This window comes from Rhabdothermincola sediminis (assembly GCF_014805525.1).
In the GTDB taxonomy this organism is placed as follows: domain Bacteria; phylum Actinomycetota; class Acidimicrobiia; order Acidimicrobiales; family Acidimicrobilacustridaceae; genus Rhabdothermincola; species Rhabdothermincola sediminis.
The window spans coordinates 33,135-53,689 of sequence record NZ_JACFSZ010000010.1 but is presented as its reverse complement, the minus strand read 5'-3'; the positions used below and the strand labels follow the sequence as shown (position 1 = coordinate 53,689).

General features: G+C 70.6%; 21 protein-coding genes and 3 riboswitches. Of the genes, 5 read left to right on the top strand and 16 right to left on the bottom strand.

All coding sequences use genetic code 11. From position 1 onward, the window contains the following. Positions 1 to 31 precede the first annotated feature (31 nt). Positions 32 to 415, bottom strand: coding sequence for a hypothetical protein (locus tag HZF19_RS09635; RefSeq protein ID WP_208028559.1), 384 nt, complete (start codon positions 413 to 415; stop codon positions 32 to 34). 63 nt (positions 416 to 478) lie between these two features. Further along, a complete protein-coding gene (locus HZF19_RS09630) occupies positions 479 to 1,663 on the bottom strand; it encodes a hypothetical protein (protein WP_208028558.1) in 1,185 nt (394 codons plus the stop codon). 147 nt (positions 1,664 to 1,810) lie between these two features. After that, positions 1,811 to 1,965, bottom strand: a riboswitch (cobalamin riboswitch). 146 nt (positions 1,966 to 2,111) lie between these two features. On the opposite strand from HZF19_RS09630, the gene HZF19_RS09625 reads away from it, so the two are divergent. From HZF19_RS09625 to gcvP, 4 genes are all read left to right on the top strand, one after another. Beyond that, the gene (locus tag HZF19_RS09625) at positions 2,112 to 2,849 is read left to right on the top strand and encodes a class II aldolase/adducin family protein (RefSeq protein ID WP_208028650.1); all 738 of its coding nucleotides are present in this window, start codon (positions 2,112 to 2,114) and stop codon (positions 2,847 to 2,849) included. Between the two features lie 2 nt (positions 2,850 to 2,851). Further along, a complete protein-coding gene (locus HZF19_RS09620) occupies positions 2,852 to 3,265 on the top strand; it encodes an ester cyclase (RefSeq protein ID WP_208028557.1) in 414 nt (137 codons plus the stop codon). Positions 3,266 to 3,317: 52 nt separating this feature from the next. Further along, the gene (locus HZF19_RS09615) at positions 3,318 to 4,490 is read left to right on the top strand and encodes an LLM class flavin-dependent oxidoreductase (protein ID WP_208028556.1); all 1,173 of its coding nucleotides are present in this window, start codon (positions 3,318 to 3,320) and stop codon (positions 4,488 to 4,490) included. Between the two features lie 38 nt (positions 4,491 to 4,528). Beyond that, positions 4,529 to 4,630: riboswitch (glycine riboswitch) on the top strand. Further along, positions 4,631 to 4,720: riboswitch (glycine riboswitch) on the top strand. 35 nt (positions 4,721 to 4,755) lie between these two features. Continuing rightward, on the top strand, positions 4,756 to 7,638 hold the full coding sequence (gcvP, locus tag HZF19_RS09610; protein WP_208028555.1) for an aminomethyl-transferring glycine dehydrogenase: 2,883 nt from the start codon (positions 4,756 to 4,758) through the stop codon (positions 7,636 to 7,638). Positions 7,639 to 7,645: 7 nt separating this feature from the next. Here the strand turns inward: gcvP and gcvT are convergent, their stop codons facing one another. The 11 genes from gcvT to HZF19_RS09555 form a co-directional block, all read right to left on the bottom strand. Continuing rightward, positions 7,646 to 8,710, bottom strand: coding sequence for a glycine cleavage system aminomethyltransferase GcvT (gene gcvT / locus HZF19_RS09605; protein ID WP_208028554.1), 1,065 nt, complete (start codon positions 8,708 to 8,710; stop codon positions 7,646 to 7,648). Between the two features lie 22 nt (positions 8,711 to 8,732). After that, complete coding sequence (locus tag HZF19_RS09600) at positions 8,733 to 9,500, bottom strand: helix-turn-helix domain-containing protein (protein ID WP_208028553.1); 768 nt, start codon at positions 9,498 to 9,500, stop codon at positions 8,733 to 8,735. An 89-nt stretch (positions 9,501 to 9,589) separates the two neighbouring features. Next, entirely contained in the window at positions 9,590 to 9,907 is a 318-nt protein-coding gene (locus HZF19_RS09595; RefSeq protein ID WP_208028552.1) for a hypothetical protein, read from the bottom strand. Positions 9,908 to 10,027: 120 nt separating this feature from the next. Then, on the bottom strand, positions 10,028 to 10,516 hold the full coding sequence (locus tag HZF19_RS09590) for a MerR family transcriptional regulator (RefSeq protein WP_208028551.1): 489 nt from the start codon (positions 10,514 to 10,516) through the stop codon (positions 10,028 to 10,030). Positions 10,517 to 10,804: 288 nt separating this feature from the next. Further along, positions 10,805 to 11,287, bottom strand: a complete 483-nt coding sequence (locus HZF19_RS09585; RefSeq protein ID WP_208028550.1) for a bifunctional nuclease family protein — start codon at positions 11,285 to 11,287, stop codon at positions 10,805 to 10,807. 64 nt (positions 11,288 to 11,351) lie between these two features. Beyond that, entirely contained in the window at positions 11,352 to 11,951 is a 600-nt protein-coding gene (gene hpt / locus HZF19_RS09580; RefSeq protein ID WP_208028549.1) for a hypoxanthine phosphoribosyltransferase, read from the bottom strand. Positions 11,952 to 11,954: 3 nt separating this feature from the next. Further along, positions 11,955 to 12,809 (bottom strand): transcriptional regulator FtsR, encoded by an 855-nt coding sequence (gene ftsR, locus HZF19_RS09575; RefSeq protein ID WP_208028548.1) that lies wholly within the window; start codon positions 12,807 to 12,809, stop codon positions 11,955 to 11,957. Then, positions 12,802 to 13,302, bottom strand: a complete 501-nt coding sequence (locus tag HZF19_RS17135) for a zinc-ribbon and FHA domain-containing protein (RefSeq protein ID WP_208028547.1) — start codon at positions 13,300 to 13,302, stop codon at positions 12,802 to 12,804. The genes ftsR and HZF19_RS17135 overlap by 8 nt, the downstream gene beginning before the upstream one ends. A gap of 9 nt (positions 13,303 to 13,311) precedes the next feature. Further along, the gene (gene gcvH, locus HZF19_RS09565) at positions 13,312 to 13,692 is read right to left on the bottom strand and encodes a glycine cleavage system protein GcvH (protein WP_208028546.1); all 381 of its coding nucleotides are present in this window, start codon (positions 13,690 to 13,692) and stop codon (positions 13,312 to 13,314) included. Positions 13,693 to 13,774: 82 nt separating this feature from the next. After that, positions 13,775 to 16,261: a sugar phosphate nucleotidyltransferase gene (locus HZF19_RS09560; RefSeq protein WP_208028545.1), complete on the bottom strand. Its 2,487-nt coding sequence runs from the start codon at positions 16,259 to 16,261 to the stop codon at positions 13,775 to 13,777. Between the two features lie 11 nt (positions 16,262 to 16,272). Next, complete coding sequence (locus tag HZF19_RS09555; protein WP_235979787.1) at positions 16,273 to 16,977, bottom strand: CDP-alcohol phosphatidyltransferase family protein; 705 nt, start codon at positions 16,975 to 16,977, stop codon at positions 16,273 to 16,275. 93 nt (positions 16,978 to 17,070) lie between these two features. On the opposite strand from HZF19_RS09555, the gene HZF19_RS09550 reads away from it, so the two are divergent. Continuing rightward, positions 17,071 to 17,481 (top strand): HIT family protein, encoded by a 411-nt coding sequence (locus HZF19_RS09550; RefSeq protein ID WP_208028543.1) that lies wholly within the window; start codon positions 17,071 to 17,073, stop codon positions 17,479 to 17,481. Between the two features lie 6 nt (positions 17,482 to 17,487). Here HZF19_RS09550 and HZF19_RS09545 read toward each other — a convergent pair whose 3' ends face one another. Genes HZF19_RS09545 through HZF19_RS09535 form a run of 3 tightly spaced genes read right to left on the bottom strand, consistent with a single transcriptional unit; the run spans position 17,488 to position 20,518 of the window. After that, positions 17,488 to 18,972 carry a DUF2079 domain-containing protein gene (locus tag HZF19_RS09545; protein ID WP_208028542.1) on the bottom strand — a complete coding sequence of 495 codons (1,485 nt, stop codon included), beginning with the start codon at positions 18,970 to 18,972 and terminating at the stop codon, positions 17,488 to 17,490. Beyond that, the gene (locus tag HZF19_RS09540; protein ID WP_208028541.1) at positions 18,969 to 19,667 is read right to left on the bottom strand and encodes an SOS response-associated peptidase; all 699 of its coding nucleotides are present in this window, start codon (positions 19,665 to 19,667) and stop codon (positions 18,969 to 18,971) included. The genes HZF19_RS09545 and HZF19_RS09540 overlap by 4 nt, the downstream gene beginning before the upstream one ends. 11 nt (positions 19,668 to 19,678) lie before the next feature. Next, positions 19,679 to 20,518 (bottom strand): crotonase/enoyl-CoA hydratase family protein, encoded by an 840-nt coding sequence (locus HZF19_RS09535; protein ID WP_208028540.1) that lies wholly within the window; start codon positions 20,516 to 20,518, stop codon positions 19,679 to 19,681. Positions 20,519 to 20,555 lie beyond the last annotated feature (37 nt).

The window sequence follows — 20,555 nt, the reverse complement described above, 5'->3', positions numbered from 1 at the left end:
GTGTCACGAGCCGCCGATAATCCTCGTTACGTCAAGTCAGAGATGAGGGGTCGGCGGTCCGGGGCTCGATCCACACCCCGGCCAGGGGCCGGGCGTTGTCGAGGAGCCAGCGGAGTGCGTCCCGCACGTCGGCGCAGCGATCCGATGCCGCGAGATCCCGATCGACGTCCTCGATCGCGGCCTGCAGGCAGTACAGCAGGCTCTGGATCTCCTCGAGGCTGTCCCGGTCGACGATCACGTCGCCGACACCCAGCCCGTGGGCGCTGGCGAGCTTGCGAGCCAGGTACGCCTGTTGGCGGCAGCCCTGCCGGCAGTACAGCCGGGGCCGCCCACGGCCGGATCTGGCCACCGGTCGTCCGCACCACCGGCACCGGAGCGCCGCCGCCGCTGCCGCCTTCCGCTCGACTTTCGTCATGTGACTAAATCTAGGGCAGGGGGTGGCTGCGGTGGCGGACCACCCCGGCTGGTCGATGGGCGGCTATCCCGTGTACCGGGGCGCGGCCACCGGCACGCTCGGACTCCCCGTCCCGGCGGTCGTGGTCGGGGCCGGTGGATCAGGGACTGGCGGCACCCCGCAGGGATCGGGCGCCGGGGCGAAGGCCCCGCGCAGCTCCAGCGGGAACGCCTGGCCAGAGGCCCCCCAAACGGCCTGGGTGGTCGCCAGCAGATCAGGCGCACCGTCACTGAACGGGCTGGCGAAGCCGCCCCACTCGGCCTCGGGGCGGTCGCAGCCGAGCTGCCAGGACAGCAACGACGTCATCGCGGAGCCACCCGGCTGCACCCACCGCCCAGCGGCGGGGTCCTCCCCACCGGCGACGATCGCCTGGATCACCAGCGCGGTCGAGTTCGGATCGACACCCAGACCCGGCAGGAACTCGAAGCCCCCGTCAGGCTGCTGCCAGGACGCGAGCAGGCCGAGCCCGTCCTCGGACGGGTCGACCCCCAAGGCCGCCAGCGCCTGCAGCGCGAAGGCGGTGGAGTTGCTGTCGGGTCCGGCGAAGGTGACCGGGTTCGGCGCGTCACAGGGCTGGCTGGTGTCGGCCCGGTAGGCCTGCCAGGCACCCACCGTGCCGGCCGGCGAGCCGGCCCCGCACTGCTGGTCGACCAACCAGTCCACGGCCTCCGGTGGTGGGGTGACGCCATGGGCCGCCAGGCCGAGCAGGGCCAGCGCCTGGCGCACCGTGCCGTCGAAGGTGGGGTCGTCCGCGCCGTACAGGCCCGGTGCGAAGGTGCCCAACGTCGCACCGAGTCGGCTGATCAGGTCGATGCCGCCGAACGAGCTGGGGTCCTCCCCCGCCGCGGCGCTGAGCAGCAAGAGGTAGCCGATCGCGCCCGGACTGTCGTTGCCGGACGGGTTGACGTAGGACTCCGCGTCGGACTCGATGAAGGCGAGCATCCGCCCGAACGTCTCACCCTCGACCCCCGCCGCGGCGAGGGCCAGCGCGCCCCCGACGGTCGGGCCCACCGCAGGATCGCCGTTGAAGTCCGGCAAGGCACCCGCCGCGGAGACCTGCCCGGCGAGCCAGCGGGCGCCGTATCCGGCCGCGGTCGCCGGATCGTTCGACGGCGGTGTGGCCCCGGCGGGTGCGAGCCCCGCGGTGACCACGGCGAGCGCGACCAGTGCCGTCGCCAGCCGCCGCATCCCTGTGCTGCTCCATCTCACGTGGGTTCCTCCTTCCTCTGGCCCCGCCTCGGCGGTGCCAGCTCGTCGCGGCCGGGAACCTCACGCGCAACGCCCCTGCTCGAAATCGGGCAGGGGCGCTGAGTGCTGTCTCAGGCTCAGCCCCGCAAATCCACGACGGTGCTTCGGTGAGAGCCTCACAACGGAGCCGGCATTCCGGCTCGCCGAGCGGAGCCTCCGCTCGACCTACGGTTGCGGGTCAGCGCCGGACTTCGACCGGCTTCCCCGACTCCGATGTGGTCTCGGTTGTCGCCGGGCACCAAACCACGATCCGGGTCTCGGCGTCAACCGCCGGCCGCCTCCGGGCCGCCGCGCACCGATCGGGCCGAGCGATCGGTGCCGTCGTAGACTCGGTGCCGTCGGGGGCGCGTCGCTTCGCGATTGCAGGGACCGCAGGAGGCACCACGTGGGCAAGTCCATCCCCTACGCCATGCCGAGCTTCGACTCGGTCGAGGCGCAGCGGCTGCACATCAAGCAACGGCTGGCGGCAGGTTTCCGTCTGTTCGGCAAGTTCGGCTTCAGCGAAGGCGTCGCCGGCCACATCACCGCCCGCGATCCCGAGCTCACCGATCACTTCTGGGTCAACCCGTTCGCCATGCCCTTCCAGCACATCCGGGTGAGCGACCTGATCCTGTGCAACGCCGAGGGCGAGATCGTCGAAGGTGACTGGGACATCAACAAGGCCGCGTTCGCGATCCACTCCCAGGTGCACGCCGCCCGGCCGGACGTGATGGCTGCCGCGCACGCCCACTCCGTGCACGGCAAGGCGTTCTCCGCCCTCGGCCAGCTCCTCCAGCCCATCACCCAGGACGTGTGCGCCTTCCACGGCGACCACGCGCTGTTCGACGACTACACGGGCGTGGTCCTCGACCTCGAGGAGGGCAAGCGCATCGCCCACGCGCTGGGCGATCACAAGGCCGTCATCCTCCGCAACCACGGGCTGCTCACGGTCGGGCAGTCGGTGGACGAAGCCGTGTGGTGGTTCATCACGATGGAGCGCAGCTGCCAGGCCCAGCTCCTGGCGCAGGCGGCCGGCCCGCTGGTACCGATCGAGCCCGAGATGGCCGAGCTCACCTCACGCCAGGTCGGCAGCCACGTGGCCGGTTGGCTCAGCTTCCAGCCGCTCTACGACGTGATCGTACGCGAGCAGCCCGATCTCCTCGACTGACCGTGCCCGACCCGCAGCTTCGCCGGCGACGGGAGGCCATCATCGAGGCCCTGCTCGAGATCGAGCGGACGGGGGATCTCGACCGCCTCCCGGACGTGTTCCCCCACCCCCGCTACGAGCTGATCGGCAACAACCGGGTCTACGACGGCCTGGAGGTCTGCACCCGGTACCTGATGGAGCGCCGCAACGCGTTCCCCGACTACGGGGCCGAGCTGATCGCCCTCTACCACGCCGACGACGCGGTCATCGCGGAGGCCTGGATCACCGGCACGCATCGCGGCCGGATCGAGGGTTTCGAACCCACCGGCAAGGGCTTTCGCTTCCGGGCGGCCGCGTTCTTCCTGTTCGACGGCGACACGCTCACCTGCTTCCGGAACTACTTCGACCACGCCACCATCGCCCGCCAGTTGGCGTGACCGGGCCGGGACTACTTGACCGATCGGTCAAGTTGGGGTCGAATAGCCCTCCATGGACTGGCCCCTGCGCTTCGGCACGTTCATGGCACCGTTCCATCCCACGGGTCAGAACCCCACCCTGGCTCTCCATCGCGACCTCGAACTGATCGTGCACCTGGACCGGCTGGGCTTCGACGAGGCCTGGATCGGCGAGCACCACTCCGGGGGCTACGAGCTCATCGCCTCACCGGAGCTGTTCATCGCCACCGCGGCGGAGCGCACCAGGCACATCCGTCTGGGCACGGGGGTGGTGTCGCTCCCCTACCACCACCCGTTCATGGTGGCCCAGCGCATCGTGCTGCTCGACCACCTCACCCGGGGCCGGGTCATGCTCGGCGTGGGCCCGGGGGCGCTGCCCTCCGATGCCTTCATGCTGGGCATCGACCCCGCGACGCAGCGACCCCGGATGGAAGAAGCGCTGGAGGTCATCCTCCGTCTCCTACGCTCCGACGAGCCGGTCACCCACGACGGGGAGTGGTTCACGCTCGACAACGCCCGGCTCCATCTCGAGCCCTACACCAAGCCCCATCCCGAGGTGGCGGTGGCGGCCATGATCTCCCCTTCGGGCCCGCGGGCCGCGGGCAAGTTCGGGTGCTCGTTGCTCTCGATCGGCGCCACCCAGCGCGCGGGCATCGACCTGCTCGGGCAGCACTGGCAGGTCTGCGAGGAGCGGGCGGCGGAGTTCGACAACGTGGCTGATCGCCGGGCCTGGCGGCTCGTGAGCCAGGTGCACGTGGCGGAGACCAGGGAGCAGGCCTACCGCGACGTCGAGTACGGGCTCGAGGCCTACTTCGAGTACTTCCGCAAGGTGGCGGCATTGCCGATGGTGCCCGAAGGCCCGCCAGACTCCCTCGCCGACCAGATGAACGACAGCGGGGCCGGTGTGGTCGGCACCCCGGACGACCTGATCGCGTTCATCGAGCACCTGATCGAGCAGAGCGACGGCGGCTTCGGCACCTTCCTGGTGCAGGCCCACGAGTGGGCCGACCCCGCGGCCACCCACCGGTCCTACGAGCTGATCGCCCAGCACGTCATGCCCCACTTCCAGGGCTCGGCCGTGCGACCCGCGGAGTCCAAGGAGTGGGTGGCCGCCAACCGGGAGCGGTTCATCGGCGCCGCTGGAGGCGCCATCATGTCGGCGATCCAGCAGCATGCCGAGGAGAAGGCGGCCAAGGCCGAGGGCTGAGCCGGGCCGGGATAGGCTGGGCGCACAACCGAGGCCGATGACCGCCTGTGGGAGAGCCCTCGCCCGGCAACGACGCCGAGCGCGGCGCCGAAGGAGCAACCACCCCGGAATCTCTCAGGCCCCCGCACCGCAGGCGTAGGCGACGCTGGAGAGCAGCCACGGTCCGGCCATCTCGGCCGTGGCTCACCGAAGGGGCACAAACTCTCAGGTACCGACGACAGCGGGGGGTGTCCCAGCCCGTTCGCGCCACTCCGGAGCCCCTTCGATGACCGCTGAGCCGCCTCCCCTGACCGACCTCGAGGATCACCACGGGTTCGCCCGCCGCCACATCGGTCCCACCCCGGCCGACCGCGACGCGATGCTCGCCACGTTGGGCTGCGCGTCCCTCGACGAGTTGATCGATCGAGTGGTCCCGGCCTCGATCCGCTGGGACAAGCCCCTCGAGCTGGCACCGCAGTGCACCGAGACCGAGACCCTCGAGCGCCTACGGGACCTGGCCGGGCGCAACGTGGTGGCCACGTCCCTGATCGGCATGGGCTACGCGAACACCATCACCCCGCCGGTGATCCAGCGCAACGTGTTGGAGAACCCGGCGTGGTACACGGCCTACACGCCCTACCAGCCCGAGATCTCCCAAGGGCGCCTGGAAGCGCTCCTGAACTTCCAGACCATGGTGACCGACCTCACGGGGATGGAGCTGGCGAACGCGTCCCTGCTCGACGAGGGTACCGCCGCCGCGGAAGCCATGGCCCTGTGCCACCGCCAGAACCCCCGAGCCGGGTCGGTGTTCTTCGTCGACGCCGAGTGCCACCCCCAGACGGTCGGGGTGGTCGCGACCCGGGCCCGGGCCCTCGGGTTGGACACGATCGTCGGCGACCCGGACGTCGACCTCCCCGGCGAAGGCGTCTTCGGCGTGCTGCTGCAGTACCCGGGCTCCACCGGAGCGGTGCGCGACCACACCGAGCTGATCGAGCGGGCCCACGCCCAGGGTGCGCTGGTGGCGGTGGCCGCGGACCTCCTCGCTCTCGTGCTGCTGCGCCCACCGGGTGAGATCGGGGCCGACGTGGTCGTCGGATCGGCCCAGCGGTTCGGGGTGCCGCTGGGCTTCGGTGGCCCCCATGCGGGGTTCATGGCGGTGCGGGAGTCGGCCAAACGCACGCTCCCGGGGCGGCTGGTCGGCGTCTCCGTCGACGCCGCCGGGCGGCGCGCGTACCGTCTCACGCTGCAGACCCGGGAGCAGCACATCCGCCGGGAGAAGGCCACGAGCAACATCTGCACAGCGCAGGTCTTGTTGGCGGTGATCGCCGGCCTCTACGCGGCCTACCACGGGCCGGGCGGCCTCACCCGTATCGCCGAGCGGGTGCACCGGCTGACCGCCATCCTCGCCGCGGGGCTGCGCGCCGGTGGCGTCGAGGTGGTGCACGACGGCTTCTTCGACACCCTCCTGGTGCGGGCCGGCCGGCAGCGCCAGACGATCGTCGAGCGTGCCCGGGCCCGCCGGATCAACCTGCGGGTCGACGCCCTCGGGGAGGGCGAGCTGGGCATCACCCTCGACGAGACCAGCACCCGCCGGACCGTGGAGCTCGTCTGGGAGGCGTTCGGGGTCGATGCGTCCGTCGACGATCTCGACCTCACCGTCGGTGATGCCATCCCGGCGGGTCTGCGGCGCCGCTCGGCGTTCCTCACCCACCCGGTGTTCAACTCGTACCACTCCGAGACGGAGATGCTGCGGTACCTGCGTCGCCTCGCCGATCGCGACATCGCCCTTGACCGGGCGATGATCCCCCTCGGCTCGTGCACCATGAAGCTCAACGCCACCACCGAGATGGCGCCCATCACCTGGCCTGAATTCGCCGCCATCCACCCGTTCGCCCCCGCGGAGCAGACCCAGGGGTACCGGGAGCTCATCGGCGACCTCGAGCGCATGCTGGCCGAGATCACGGGCTACGACGCGGTGTCGCTGCAACCCAACGCCGGCTCACAGGGCGAGCTGGCGGGCCTGCTCGCCATCCGCGCCTACCAGGCATCGGGAGGTGAAGGGCACCGCGACGTCTGCCTGATCCCGGCCTCCGCGCACGGGACGAACGCCGCCAGCGCCGCGATGGCCGGGCTGCGCGTCGTGGTCGTGGCCTGCGACGAGCAGGGCAACGTCGACCTCGACGACCTGCAGCGCAAGGCCACCGAGCATGCGAGCTCGCTGTCGTGCGTGATGGTCACCTACCCCTCGACCCACGGTGTGTTCGAGGCGGGCATCACCGAGATCTGCGACACCGTCCATCGCCACGGTGGGCAGGTCTACCTCGACGGCGCCAACCTCAACGCGCTGGTCGGGGTGGCCAAGCCCGGCCAGTTCGGCGCGGACGTGTCCCACCTCAACCTCCACAAGACGTTCTGCATCCCCCACGGCGGTGGCGGTCCCGGCGTGGGGCCGGTGGCGGTGCGGGCCCACCTGGCGCCATTCCTGCCGAACCACCCGGTGGTGGCCGCCGCGGGGCCTGCCACCGGTGTGGGGCCCATCTCCGCTGCGCCGTGGGGATCGGCGGGGATCCTGCCCATCTCCTGGGCATACATCACGTTGATGGGCGCGGAAGGGCTCGTCGAGGCCACCCGGCACGCCATCCTCGCCGCCAACTACGTCGCCGCCCGCCTCGGCGCCCACTACCCGATCCTCTACACGGGACAGAACGGGATGGTGGCCCACGAGTGCATCGTCGACATCCGCCCGCTGACCAAGGACACCGGCGTCACCGTCGATGACATCGCCAAGCGGCTGATCGACTACGGGTTCCACGCCCCGACCATGTCGTTCCCGGTGGCGGGCACGCTGATGATCGAGCCCACCGAGTCCGAGAGCCGGGCCGAGCTCGACCGCTTCTGTGACGCCATGATCGCCATCCGGGCCGAGGTCGACCGGGTGGCTGCCGGGGAGTGGCCGAGCGAGGACAACCCGCTCGCCAACGCCCCCCACCCCGCCGAGGACGTCCTGGCCGACGACTGGTCGCACCCCTACCCCCGGGAGCTGGCCGCCTACCCGGTGGCCGCGCTGCGGTCCGGGAAGTACTGGCCCCCGGTGAGCCGCATCGACGGCGCCTACGGTGACCGCAACGTCGTGTGCGCCTGCCCCCCCGTGGAGGCGTACTCGACCTGAGATCGGCTCAGCGATCGCGGGACACGAACGGGATATGCACGACCCGCGCCACCAGCTCGGTGCCCCGGGCATCGATCTGCAGCTCCTCACCCTCGTCCACCTCGGGGGCGAGCAGCGCCAAGGCGATGCCGCGGCCCAGCACCGGCGAGAAGTTCCCGCTGGTGACCGTGCCCAGCGGCTCGCCGGCACGCCGTACCTCCTGCCCGGCCCGAGGTGGGCGCCGGCCCTCCGTGAGCAGACCTCGCAGCCGCCGGGTCGGGCCCGCCTCCCGCTCGGCGAGCAGCGGGGCCCGGCCCCGGAAGGGGCCCTTGTCCCAGCTCACCACCCAGCCGAGCCCGGCCTGCAAGGGGGTGATGCCCGGCCCGAGCTCGTGCCCGTGCAGGGGCAAGCCGGCCTCCAGGCGCAGCGTGTCCCTGGCCCCCAGGCCGGCGGGAGCGATGCCCGCTTCCAGCAGGGCGGACCACAGCGGCTCGGCATGGTCGGCGGGCACCGCGATCTCGACGCCGTCCTCCCCCGTGTAGCCGGTGCCCGCCACCACCAGCAGCACGCCGGCCCAGTCGATCGCGGCGACCTGGAACCGCCCGACCGCCGCGGCCTGCGGGCTGACCCGGCTCAGCCGGGCCCGGGCATCAGGGCCCTGGACGGCGAGCACGGCCCTCGAGGCGGTGACGTCCTGCGCGATCGCACCCTCCAGCGCCGCCACCACGCGGTCGGTGTTCGATGCGTTGGGCATCACGTCGAAGTCCTCAGGCCCCACCCACCACACGATGATGTCGTCGAGCACGGAGGCGTCGGCGGGATCGAGCAGGTGGGTGTACTGAGCCCGGCCCGGGCTGATCTTGCGCAGGTCGTTCGTGAACGCGGCCTGCAACACGTCGAGCGCGCCCGGGCCGCTGACCCGCACGGTCCCGAGATGGCTGACGTCGAACACCGCCGCGCCCTGCCTGCAGGCCAGGTGCTCGGCGATGGTGCCCTCGCGGTACTGCAGGGGCATCTCCCATCCCCCGAAGGGGACCATCTTGGCCTGCAGGTCCCGGTGTACCCGGTCGAGTGGTGAGCGGCGCAGCGTCATCGGCACCGGACACTACCGGTGCTCACTCGTAGCCCGGGCCATGCGGGGGCGGCGCCAGCGGCCCGACCGCTGCCAGCCGATCGACGTGGCTGGCCGCGACCTCCACGTCGGCCCGATCTGCCCCCCAGCCCACGAGAAGATCCGCGGTCAAGGCTCGGCCGTGGTGCTGGCCCCGGAAGAGGTGTCGGTCGACGCCGGCCAGGGCATCGAGCAGCAACACCCCGTCGAGCGCAGCCAGCCAGCGGACCACCCGTTCGAGGGTGTCACCGGGCTCGAGCACGTCGCACGCCACCGCGGCGTCCACCAGGGACCGAGGGATCTCGAAGAGGCGCTCGAGTACCGCCATGGGCCGGCGCTGGTCCACGGCGGAGCTGCCGGGCGGGCGCTCGCTCAGCAGCAGCCGCTGGAGGTGGAACTCGTCGGCGAGCACCACCGACGCGGCGCAGAAGAAGGCGCCGAACGCCTGCAGGTGCACGAGCGCCCTCAGCCCGGGGTCGAGGCCCTCCCCTTCGTCGAGCACGGGGTCCCAGCTCGCAGCGGCCGTCCGGTAGGAGGCGACCAGGGTCTCCACCGCCTCAGCCTGGAGGGCCGCGAGCAGTGCGGCCTTCGAATCGAAGTAGGTGTAGATCGTGCCGACCGCACAGTCGAGCTCCTCGGCGACGGCCTGCATGGTGAGCCCCGCCAGGCCCCGCTCGTCGATGACCCGGCCGGCGGCGGCGAGGAACCTGCGCCGTTTCCGGTCACGTGCCCGCTCGCGCCGGTCGTCTGGCACCACCTGGAGTTGAACCACGTTCAAAGTATGAACGCGGTTCAACTCCAGGGCGCGGATGGTCCACCGGGCGAGTGCGAGGGCGGGGCCCGTGACGGCTCGGTGGCAGCTCAGACCGGCGGGTGGAGCACCCCGAGACCGAGGAGGCTGTCGGTCCTCTCCCCCGCAGTCGACGGGCCGACGTAGCCGGCCAACTGCTCGGGCGACTCCAGGCCGTACTTCACCAGCAGGTTGAGGTAGTCGCGCTGATAGAGGACCGTGATGTTGGTGCCGGGGTACCGCTCACGCAGCTTGCGCGCCTTGCGGTTCTTTTTGGTCACCAACTTCTGCTTCAGCGTGGTGATCTCGATGTACCGGTCGTAGGCAGGCAGGTAGAAGTCGGGGGCGAACGCTTCCAGCGGCTTGCCGTTCGGGTCGCGCTCGAGCACGAAGGTGCGGGGCTCGTACTCCCACGCGATGCCGTAGAAGTCGAGGAGCTTCGCGAACTGGCGCTCCGAGTTGTGCGCGAACGCGACCCCCTCGTGAGGGAGCGACCCGCTGGCCAGCGCTCAGCCCCCGCTCGCGAGGCGGGTCACCGTCGCCTCCCCGACCGCTCCCTCGCCCGGCGCGGGCCGCAGCTCCACGATACGGGCGTCGACCTCCTCCTTCACGCCGGCGAGCGGCAGGACGTTCAGCACTCCCTGGCCCTTCTTGACCAGGTCGATCAGCTCGCCGTCGGTCTGGATCAGCACCGAGCGGCTGCCCTGGATGACCAGGTTGGCTCGGGTGACGTCCTCGCCCAGATGCTCGCGGAGGTAGGTGAAGACCTCCCGCACCGTCTCGAGGCGGATCCCGGCGTCGAGCAAGGTCTTGATCACCTTGAGCTCGAGCAGATCGCGGTAGCTGTAGCGCCGGCGGGTGCCACTGCCGCGGGCGTCCTCCAGGGAGGGTCGCACCAGGTCGGTGCGCGCCCAGTAGTCGAGCTGGCGGTAGGTGATGCCGACGATCTCGGCTGCCTTCGCCCCGCTGTATCCCTCGCCCGCACCTCGAGTGGTCATGTCCCAGCCCCCACACCTCGTCTCGGCGGCTCGGCCGCGCTGTCGGTCATCACCCGGCGCCGGTGGCAGGCAGCCGCGGTCCTCCTGACCGGGCGCCGCCGCAGCGCTCGACGCTCACCGTGGACCCTCAGGTGACATCGAGGGAATTACGCCCGTGTGAGCCAGGGTCAGGGTACGCAGATCGGTGCCCGAAGGTCAACGATCAATCGCGGGTCGAGGTGCAGCCCTACGGAGTAGGGTCCTCGACCTCGACCTGAGGTTCAGCCTTTCGACCGGGCACGACCGCGCTCAGGAGGCGAAATCGTCCGGGTTCACCGATTCGATGAACTCACGGAACTTCTCCACCACCTCCTCGCTCTCCTGTTCGGACTCCTCGACCAGCCCGGCCTCCGACAGGACGGCCTCCTCGGCGAAGATGGGGCATCCGGCCCGCAGCGCCAGCGCGATGGCGTCCGACGGACGGCTCGAGACCTGGTGCGCAGCCGCGCCCACCGACAGGTGGATCTCGGCGAAGAACGTGCCCTCCGAAAGCTCGGTGATCACGACCCGCTCGACCGTGGCTCCGAGCTCGTCGAGCAGGTCCTTCATGAGGTCGTGGGTCATCGGCCGAGGCGTCACCACGCCGTCGATGGCGAACGCGATGGCGGTGGCCTCGGGCTGGCCGATGAAGATCGGTAGGATCCGGCGCTCCTCGGCCAGCTCTCGCAAGAGCACCACCGGGGTGTTGCCGGGCAGTTCGATCCGGACGGCGACCAGCTCCATCTCGATCATCGGCCCGCCACCCTACCGCCCGCATCCCCGACTGTGGCAGCCGCCCGCGCGGGCTCGGCCGGGCTCAACCCGGACCCCGAGCCCCGTGCGACCGGTACAGCTGGTCGACATAGGCGTCCGGGTCGGCGGTCAGCGCGACCGCGTCGGCGGTCACGAGCATGTCGAGGTTGCGGTACCGCCCGGCGAAGTCGAGCCCGTACCCCAGGACGAAGACGTCGGGGACCTCGAACCCGACGTAGGCCAGCGGTGCCGGGAGGATGCGGCGCACCCGCTTGTCGAGGAGGGTGCAGACCTCCAAGGACGCGGGCGAGCGCCGGCCGAGCTCCCCGAGGAGGAACCCCAGCGTGAGCCCGGTGTCGACGATGTCCTCCACCAGCACGACATCGCGACCGGTGACATCCAGATCCAGATCCTTCAGGATGCGCACCCGACCCGAGTCCGGCTCGTAGCGCGAGATCGCGAGGAACTCGACCACCGGCTGGACCGTGAGGGAGCGCACCAGGTCGCTCACGAAGAGCAGGCTGCCCTTCAGCACCGCTACGATCACCAACCCGTCACGGTGCCGAGCGGAGATCTCCCGCCCGAGCCGGGTCACGGTCGCCTCGATCGCCTGCCGATCGGCCAGCACCTCCGGTGGGCGTGGGACCCGACTCTCGGTGCCCACGACTCAGCTCTGGCCCAGGTACTCCCGGAGCGCGTGCCGCAGCATCGCCGCTCGCAGCTGCTCACCGAGCTGCGCCAACTCCTCCAGCACCTCGAGGGCCTGGCGGCGGGACTGCGGGTTGCGCTGCTTGAGCAGCGGGAGGATGAGCTGCTCGAACACCCCCGATTCGCGTTCTGCGGCCACCTTGTACATGCGCAGGTGCCGCGGCTCGACCCCGTACCTCAGGAAGCTCGCCGCCAGTCGGCCCACAACCAGCGCGTCCTCGTCGTAGTAGCTGGTCGCCCCGAGGGTCCGGCTCGCCAGGAGCCCGAAGCGCTCGAGCTCGCCGATCACCCTGGGGGTCAGCCCGGTCGCCGACACGAGCTCGTCGAGTGACATGCTCACCGCGGTCTCGCCAGCGTCCAGCAACGAGGCCTGCGAGCCGTTGCGGCGCTTGCGAGCTGGCCGGGAGGGGTCCGGTGACCTGTCCCGTGGACCGGTCTCCTCGGCGGGTGCCTCGTCCGGCGCCGGTCCCGGCGTCGCGGCACGGCTCGAGCTGGGAGCCGACCGCCCGGTGCCCGCTGGCGATCCGGCCCGGGCCGACGCCTTCCCGGCGCCGACCGGTTCGCCGAGCTCGCCGGCAGCGAGCCGGTCTTTGATCACCTTCAGGGGGAGGAAGTTCTCCTTCTGTTGGCGCAGGATCCAGCGGAGGCGCTCGATGTCCGCGTCGTAGAACTTCCGGTACCCGGAGGGCGTGCGCTCGGGATCGAGCAGACCCTGGCTCTCGAGGAACCGGATCTTCGAGATCGTGACGTCGGGGAACTCCTCTTGGAGGAGGTTCAGGACCTCGCCGATCGAGAGGTGGCTGCGCTCAACCATCGGTCTCGGTCGGCCCGGCACCCATGAAGAACACCAGCTTGAACTTGCCGATCTGGACTTCGTCCCCGTTGCGCAACGGCACCGGGGAGTCGATGCGCTGGCGGTTCACGTAGGTCCCGTTGAGCGAGCCGACGTCACGGACCGTGTAGCCCTCCACTCCCCTGCTGATCTCCGCATGGCGCCGGGAGACGGTGATGTCGTCGAGGAAGATGTCGCTGTCGGGATGGCGCCCCGCTGTGACGATCGGCTTGTCGAGCGCGAACCGGGAGCCGGCCGCGGGACCTCGCTTGACGACCAGCACGCCCACGTCCTCGGGGAACTCCCCGAGCTCGACGGCGAGCTCTTCCTCGACCGGGTCGGACGGCGCGGTGGGATGGAAGGTGATGGTGGTGCTCTCCGGCGCCTGGGTCTCGAGCACCGCCCCACACGATGAGCAGAAGTTGGAGCCGAGGGGGTTCCGGTGCCCGCAGTTGTTGCAGAACACGTCGGTCACGGCCACCTCCTACCCTTCGACCAGGGCCCGGTACGCGTCGGCACCGAGCAGCGCCTCGAGCTCCGCGGGGTCGCTCGGCTCGAGCACGCAGATCCATCCCTCACCGTACGGGTCCTGGTTGAGCCGCTCGGGTTCGTCGGCGAGCTCCGCGTTGACCAGGGTGATCGTGCCCGACACCGGCGCATAGATGTCACTGACCGACTTGGTGGACTCCACCTCGCTGATCTTCTCCCCGGCGGCGACGGTGGCGCCCACCTCGGGGACCTCGATGAAGACGACATCGCCGAGCGCATCCTGCGCGTAGTCGGTGATGCCGACGCGGACGAGCCCGTCCTCCAGCCGCACCCACTCGTGATCGGTCGAGTAACGGAGGTCCCCCGGGAAGTCCATGGTCACGCACGCTACCCGATCGGGCGAACCCTCAACATCCGCACGAGGGTTCAGGGCAGGGGCGGGCCGGCTCCGGCGCGGCTCAGCGCACCATCTGGCGGATCCGGCGGGCGTATTCCTGCACCAGCTGCCGGGCCCTGGCGCCGGTGGCGCCTTCCGCCCAGATGTGCGTGATCGGCTCTTCCGGGTCCGGCAAGGCCAGCGCCCACCCCTGATCGTGGAACACCTTCACCCCGTCGACGAGCAGCACGGCGCGGTCCTTGCTCTGCTCCACGAGGGAGCGCATCACCGTGCCCTTCTGATCCCAGGGCGTCACCACGGTCTCGTGGACCACGTGCACGCGGGGCAGCCCGGCGACGACCTCCGAGAGGCGCACCCCCTGGAACGCCAGGAGGTCCAGGACCTTGACGAAGGTGGCTGACGCGTCGAACCCCGGCAGGAACCCGGGAAGGATGAAGTTGCCGTGGTCGTTCCCCGCGAACCCCACCCCTGGCTCCCGAGCCGCGTCCATGAGCGCCGGGCTGGACAGCTTGGTCCAGCTGACCTGGATGCCGTGCGCGGCGGCGATCTCCTCCGCCTTGGAGGTGACCGACACCGGCAGGGCCACCCGGTCACCCTGCAGCTTCCCCGGCAACAACCGGAGGATGGCCAGCAGGGCTTCCGTGTCGTCGAGGACGTGACCCGAGTCGTCGATGAGGATGAGCCGCTCGCCGTCCGGGTCCAGCACCCCACCGAGGTGCGATCCCGAGGAGCGGACCAGGCTGGCCACGTTGGCCGCATGGCCGGCGAGATCGTCTCGCAGCACCCCTGCGGTGGACACATAGGGGTTGACCGCCAGCACGTCCAAGCCGAGCTTCGCCAGCACGTTGGGCATAGCGAACGAAGTCGAACCGTAAGCGTAGTCGATGACCACCTTGAAACGATTGGACCGGATGCGCTCGATGTCGACGATCGACTCCAGGGCGGTGGAGTAGTGCTCGAGCGCCCGGGGGGCGAAGCCGATGTCGCCGATCTCGCCGGGAAAGACCCGCCGGAAATCCTCCCGGTTGAACAGTCGCTCGATCTTTCGTTGGGTGTCCTCGGTGATGTCGAGACCCTCGGAATCGAAGAACCGGATGATCACCGCCTGCGGGTCCCCGGGTGCCAGGCGGATCGTGATGCCTGCGCTGTCCGTGGGGCGCCGCAGGACGAAGCGGGTGACGGGCACGGAGGCCACCTCGAGATCCTCCACCGTCACCCCCACCGCGTTGAGGCCCGCCATCATCGAGCGCTTCAGCATGCGAGCCGACCGGCTGGAGTCGCGGGACGTGATGACCCGATCACCCTTCTTGAGGGTGCTGCCGAAGGCCATCGCCACCCGCGTCGCCAGTTCCGGGGTGATGTCGACGTTCGCCAGCCCGGTGATGCCGTCCCGACCGAACAGGCTGCGTGCTCCCCGGGACTCCCACACGATCGAGGTGTTCACCACCGCCCCGGCCTCGACGGTCTTGAAGGGGTAGACCTTCACCCCGGACGCCAGCAGCGCATCGTCCCCGACGAAGCACTCGTCGCCCAGCACCACCCCCTCCTCCGCCCGCGCCCCGTTGCGCAGATCGCAGGAGCGCCCCACGACCGCTCCCCGGAGGTGCACGCCCTCACCCAGGTAGGCGTTGTCGTGGACGACCGACCGCTCCAGCACGGCGTCGTTGCGAACCCGCACGTTCGCTCCCAGCACGCTGTACTCACCGAGGCGGGCACCGGCTTCGAGGCGGCAGTTGTCGCCGATCACCCCCGGCCCTACGATGACGGCCTGCGGGTGGACCTCAGCACCCTCGCCGACCCACACGCCCGGTCGCATCTCGAAGCCCGGGACGTTGACCCGGACCTTGCCGTCGAGGATGTCCTTGTGGGCCCGGACGTAGGCCTCGAGCGTGCCCACGTCCTCCCAGTAGCCGTCGGCCACCGCACCGTACAGGGGGCGTCCCTTGTCCAGGAGGGCCGGGAACACCTCGCTCGAGAAGTCGACCGGCCGGTCGGGGGGGATGTAGTCGAAGATCTCCGGCTCGAGCACGAAGATCCCGGTGTTGATCGTGTCGCTGAACACCTGCCCCCAGGTGGGCTTCTCGAGGAAACGCTCGATCGCGCCGTCCTTCTCGGTGATCACGATGCCGAACTCGAGCGGGTTCTCGACGTGAGCGAGGCCGATCGTGGCGACCGCCTGACGCTCCTCATGGAATCGCACGATGGCGCTGAGATCGATGTCCGTGAGCACGTCACCGGAGATGACGAGGAACCGATCGGTGAGCTGGTCCATGGCGTTGCGGACCGATCCGGCGGTGCCGAGGGGCGTCTCCTCGGTCGTGTAGGCGATCCGGACGCCAAACTCGGACCCGTCACCGAAGTAGTTGCGGATCGCGTTGGCGAGGAAGGCGACTGTGACCACGATGTCGTCGAAGCCGTGCTCCTTGAGCAGCTCGATGACGTGCACCATCATCGGCCGGTTCACGAGGGGGAGCATCGGTTTGGGGGCATTGGAGGTCAGCGGTCGCAGCCGGGTGCCCTCCCCGCCGGCCATGATCACGGCCTTCATCCCCCCGAAACCTATCCGGTCGCTCGCCCGGCCCGGGCGTCGGGGGCCCGGCTGGCACGCCCGGCGCGCAGTGCCCGCCACCCGATGGGCACGTAGCCGACCGCGGCATAGATCGACAGGGCCAGACCGGGGATGGCCGCCAACCACCCCAGGTTCTCGAACGCCGGAGCCCACGTGCTCGAGCTCGAGCCCGCCAGGAACAGCGGGAAGGCGAACATCAGGCAGAACGTGCCCGCCTTGCCGAACCAGGTCACCTCGATCCGCTCCGCCCCCAGCGCTGCCAGCAGCACCGCCGCACCGCCGACCAGCGACTCCCTCACCAGCACGACGATGCAGAACCACCGGGGCGCGGCGTCCACCGCGAGGATGCCACCGACCCCGACGAAGAACAGCATCCGGTCCGCGACCGGGTCCAGGGTCCGGCCGAGGTTCGAGGTCTGGTTGAAGTGGCGGGCGATGTAGCCGTCCGCCCAGTCGGTGGCCCCGAGCCCGGCGAGCAGGCCTGCGGCCACCATCCGGTCCTCCGTGTGCAGGAGGAGCCACAGGTACACGGGGAGGCACAGCAGGCGTACCAGCGTGATGGCGTTCGGGACGGTCGCGATCCGGTCGTCCCCCGGGAGCGCTCGGGACGCCGCCCCCACCGCCGAGAGCGCCGGGCGAGGCGCGTCGGGCGAGGCACCCAGCGACGCACCGTCTCCTCCCGATCGGTCGGACATCCTCACGGGGACCAGCCTACGATGCGGGACTGGTCGGCGGACCGGCCCCGACCCGGCCCGAGAGGGCCCTCCCACCTGCGAGGCAGCCGAGCCATGGCGACGATCTTCACCCGCATCATCGACGGTGAGCTCCCGGGCCGATTCGTGTGGCGCGACGAACGCTGTGTCGGGTTCCTCTCCATCAACCCCCTCCGTGAGGGCCACACCCTGGTCGTCCCCATCGAGGAGGTCGACCATTGGATCGACCTCGACGACGACCTGGCCGCCCACCTGCTGCTCGTCGCCAAGCGCATCGCGGCGGTGCAGCAGCAGGTGTTCCAACCAGTGAAGGTGGGACTCATGATCGCGGGGCTCGAGGTGCCACATGTTCACCTCCACGTCGTGCCCATCGACGGCGTCCACGACCTCGACTTCGCGAACGCGGATCCCGCACCCGATCCGGCAGCGCTGGACTCGGCGGCGGAGCGGCTGCGCGAAGGCCTGGGGACGACCCATCTGGGCTGAGCTCGCTCAACGGGGTGGCCCACGCCGCTCGAACACCGCGATGTCGTGATCGTCGAGCACCACCTCGAACCCCCCGGTCTGCATCCCCAACCGGAACACGCGCCGGTCGACCGCATCCCAGCCCGGGACCTCCCGCTCGTCGAGGACCACGACGTCGACATCCTGGCCCGCGCGCACCGGGTCGGGCCGGTCCCCCTGCTCGAGCTGGTACAGCACCGGCCGTTCGGCCAGGACCTGCAGCATCGATCGGGACGCTCGTACGGAGGCCTCCGGCGGGATGAGATCGCGGGCGCGGAGCCGGACGGCGTCCACCTCGTCCTGGCCGCCCCAGTCCCACGGCTCCCGATACGGTGAACTGGCCGCGTCACGGACGAAGAACACCGTGCCCGCGAGCAGCAGCGCCCCGAGCAACCGGGGGTCGACGGTGATCTTCTCCACCCCCATGCGGCCGAGGCGGTGGAGCGCCATCGCGGTGGCGAGGAAGATGAAGGCGGTGATGGCGATGGTCTGCTTCCCGAACACGGCCTCGGTCGGGACGTCCGCCACCAGGTAGAGGGTCTGCAGCGGGAGGACCGACAGCAGATACCGGGGTGCCAAGACCGGCAGGAACACGACGGGCGCGAACAGCGTGACGGCGAGGTTGAAGTTCTGCTCGCTGACCAGCCGGCTCAACACCTCGACGGGGTGGGTCACCATTCCCCACAGGGCGCTGGCCGGGGTGTCGCCGAACGCCGCGAAGGCATCCAGGTGCGGGAAGGCGCCGTGCCCGAACGCAGGCTGGACGACCAGCGCGGCCACCACCGTCCAGGCGAGCGCAGCGACGGTCGTGACCAGACCCTGGCGGCGGTGGCCCTCGACCGCCAGCAGCGCGCCGAGACCGGCGACGGCGAGGGCCAGATCGGCGCGTGCGCCCACCACCACCACGCAGCAGGCGGCGAACCAGCGCCAGCGGCCGGTGAGCCCGAAGTAGCACGCGGCGAGCAGAGCCGGAAGAGCGATGACCGCAGGGTCGAATCCGGCCAGGTTGAGGTTGTGCATCGTGGGGTACACCCCGTAGACGAACGCCAGGGTGGCCACCGCGCCCACCCGCAGGTTCGCCAGCCTCCTGCCGATGCGCCACAGCGGAACGATCCCGAGCGCGAGCGCTGCGGCCTGGACCAGCAGCAGACCGGGGATGATGGTCGTCAAGTAGGTGACGCCGACGATCGGGTAGAAGAGGAACGCCGCTTGCTGGGCCAGGACGTGTGACCCGTTGGTCACCGTCATGACCGGCTCGTGCCCCTCACGGATGTTCCAGGCGGCCTGGGTGTAGGCGGCAAGGTCCACGGTCCCGTCGAGCGAGCGAGCCTTCGCCAACGCGAGAGCCGCCAGCCAGAGGAACAACCCGGCGGACAGCAGCCACGGGAGCACCCGGTCGACCCACTCGCTGTCGAGACGGGCCTGCCACCTGAGCACGACGTTGTCGACGCGTCGCCGGAGGGTCGCGGTCAACGCATCGTGCCTCGGGTCTCGACGGGATCGATGAGCTTGCGGCCCTTGTTGCGCACGTTGTTGACCTCGCGGCTCACCGGGTACAGCTCGATCAGCGAGGCCGGGGCCGGTACCAGGAGCTTGCCGAGGGTCTCGAGGTCGTGCTCGGCGGGGTCGAGCCAGATGTCCCAGGCGCGTTCGGGGAGGATCACCGGCATCCGGTCGTGGATGGGGCGGACCTTCTCGTTCGGTTCACCGGTGATGATGCAGCACGAGCGGAGCTGCTCGTCCGGGTTCTCCGGGTTGCGCCAGAGCTCCCACAGGCCGGCGAAGGCCATCGGCTCGCCGTCGGCGCGGCGGACGTAGTAGGGCTGCTTCCGCTTCTCGCCCCGCTCCGGGCGCCACTCGTAGAACCCGTCCGCGGGGATGATGCAGCGGCGCATGCGGTAGGCGTGCTTGAAGGCGTTCTTCTCCGCCAGGGTCTCGGCCCTGGCGTTGATCAGCCGGTTGCCGATCGACGGGTCCTTCGCCCAGCGAGGCACCAACCCCCAGTGGAGGGTCTCCACCCGCCGAGTCGTCCCGTCCTCGAGCACCGCGTACACGTCGTTGGTCGGAGCCACGTTGTAGCTGGCCTCGAGCAGCGCCTCGGGAGCCTCGGCGCCGAAGTAGCGGGCGATCTCATCCGGCGGTGACGCTGCCACGAACCGGCCACACATACAGCGGAACGCTAGTTGCCCCAGCCGGCCCGACCGTCCCCGTCGGGGATCGGGCCCGTGCTCCCGGCGCCGTGTCTTCCCGCCCCGGCCGCGAATCTGCTCGCGCCCTCACGGGTCTCACCGGACGCGATCACCCCGCGCCCGATCTCGGTCTCGTTGCGCAGCGCCTCCGCGAGGCTCAGGTCCCACTGCTCGTAGGAGGACTGCCGGTCGCCCCGCAGGCATCGCTGTGGGAACCGGGCCATCTCGCCGGCCAGCGCGACGGCCTGCGCCAGCGCTTCCCCGTGCGGGGTGAGCCGGTTCACCAATCCCATCGCCCGGGCCTCGTCACCGCTCACCCCCCGGCCGGTGAGGATCAGGTCGAGCGCATGACTGTGACCGATCAAGCGCGGCAGGCGAACCGTGCCGCCGTCGACGAGGGGCACACCCCACCGCCGGCAGTACACGCCGAACACCGCGTCGCGCGCCGCGACCCGCAGGTCGCACCAGATCGCGAGCTCCAGGCCGCCCGCCACCGCATACCCCTCCACCGCGGCGATCACCGGCTTGGACAGCAGCATCCGGGTCGGGCCCATCGGGCCGTCGCCGTCGAGCCCCACGCGATTGCCGCGCCCCTCCGAGATGCCGTTGAGATCCGCGCCGGAGCAGAAGCTGCCCCCGGCGCCGGTGAGCACGGCCACGGCCAGTTCCGGGTCGTCGTCGAAACGCCGGAAGGCGCTGGCCAGCGCCTCCGCCGTCGGGCGATCGACGGCATTGCGCACCTCCGGGCGGTCGATCGTGATCACCACGATCGGCGGTGCCGGCTCGTAGCGGACGCTGCCCGACGTCCCGGCTGCCTGCTCGGTGCCCATCGCGCCACGCTACCGAAGGAGTTGCGACGCCTCCTCG

Bases quoted from the DNA above. Each gene is read 5' to 3' on its own strand.
- gcvP (WP_208028555.1), top strand. From the start codon at position 4,756: ATGACCGCTGAGCCGCCTCCCCTGACCGACCTCGAGGATCACCACGGG.
- gcvH (WP_208028546.1), bottom strand. From the start codon at position 13,692: ATGGACTTCCCGGGGGACCTCCGTTACTCGACCGATCACGAGTGGGTG.
- HZF19_RS09535 (WP_208028540.1), bottom strand. From the start codon at position 20,518: ATGGGCACCGAGCAGGCAGCCGGGACGTCGGGCAGCGTCCGCTACGAG.
- HZF19_RS09550 (WP_208028543.1), top strand. From the start codon at position 17,071: ATGGCGACGATCTTCACCCGCATCATCGACGGTGAGCTCCCGGGCCGA.
- HZF19_RS09540 (WP_208028541.1), bottom strand. From the start codon at position 19,667: ATGTGTGGCCGGTTCGTGGCAGCGTCACCGCCGGATGAGATCGCCCGC.
- ftsR (WP_208028548.1), bottom strand. From the start codon at position 12,809: ATGGTTGAGCGCAGCCACCTCTCGATCGGCGAGGTCCTGAACCTCCTC.
- HZF19_RS09635 (WP_208028559.1), bottom strand. From the start codon at position 415: ATGACGAAAGTCGAGCGGAAGGCGGCAGCGGCGGCGGCGCTCCGGTGC.
- HZF19_RS09560 (WP_208028545.1), bottom strand. From the start codon at position 16,261: ATGAAGGCCGTGATCATGGCCGGCGGGGAGGGCACCCGGCTGCGACCG.
- gcvT (WP_208028554.1), bottom strand. From the start codon at position 8,710: ATGACGCTGCGCCGCTCACCACTCGACCGGGTACACCGGGACCTGCAG.
- HZF19_RS09615 (WP_208028556.1), top strand. From the start codon at position 3,318: ATGGACTGGCCCCTGCGCTTCGGCACGTTCATGGCACCGTTCCATCCC.
- HZF19_RS09590 (WP_208028551.1), bottom strand. From the start codon at position 10,516: ATGACCACTCGAGGTGCGGGCGAGGGATACAGCGGGGCGAAGGCAGCC.
- HZF19_RS09625 (WP_208028650.1), top strand. From the start codon at position 2,112: ATGCCGAGCTTCGACTCGGTCGAGGCGCAGCGGCTGCACATCAAGCAA.
- HZF19_RS09555 (WP_235979787.1), bottom strand. From the start codon at position 16,977: ATGTCCGACCGATCGGGAGGAGACGGTGCGTCGCTGGGTGCCTCGCCC.
- HZF19_RS09585 (WP_208028550.1), bottom strand. From the start codon at position 11,287: ATGATCGAGATGGAGCTGGTCGCCGTCCGGATCGAACTGCCCGGCAAC.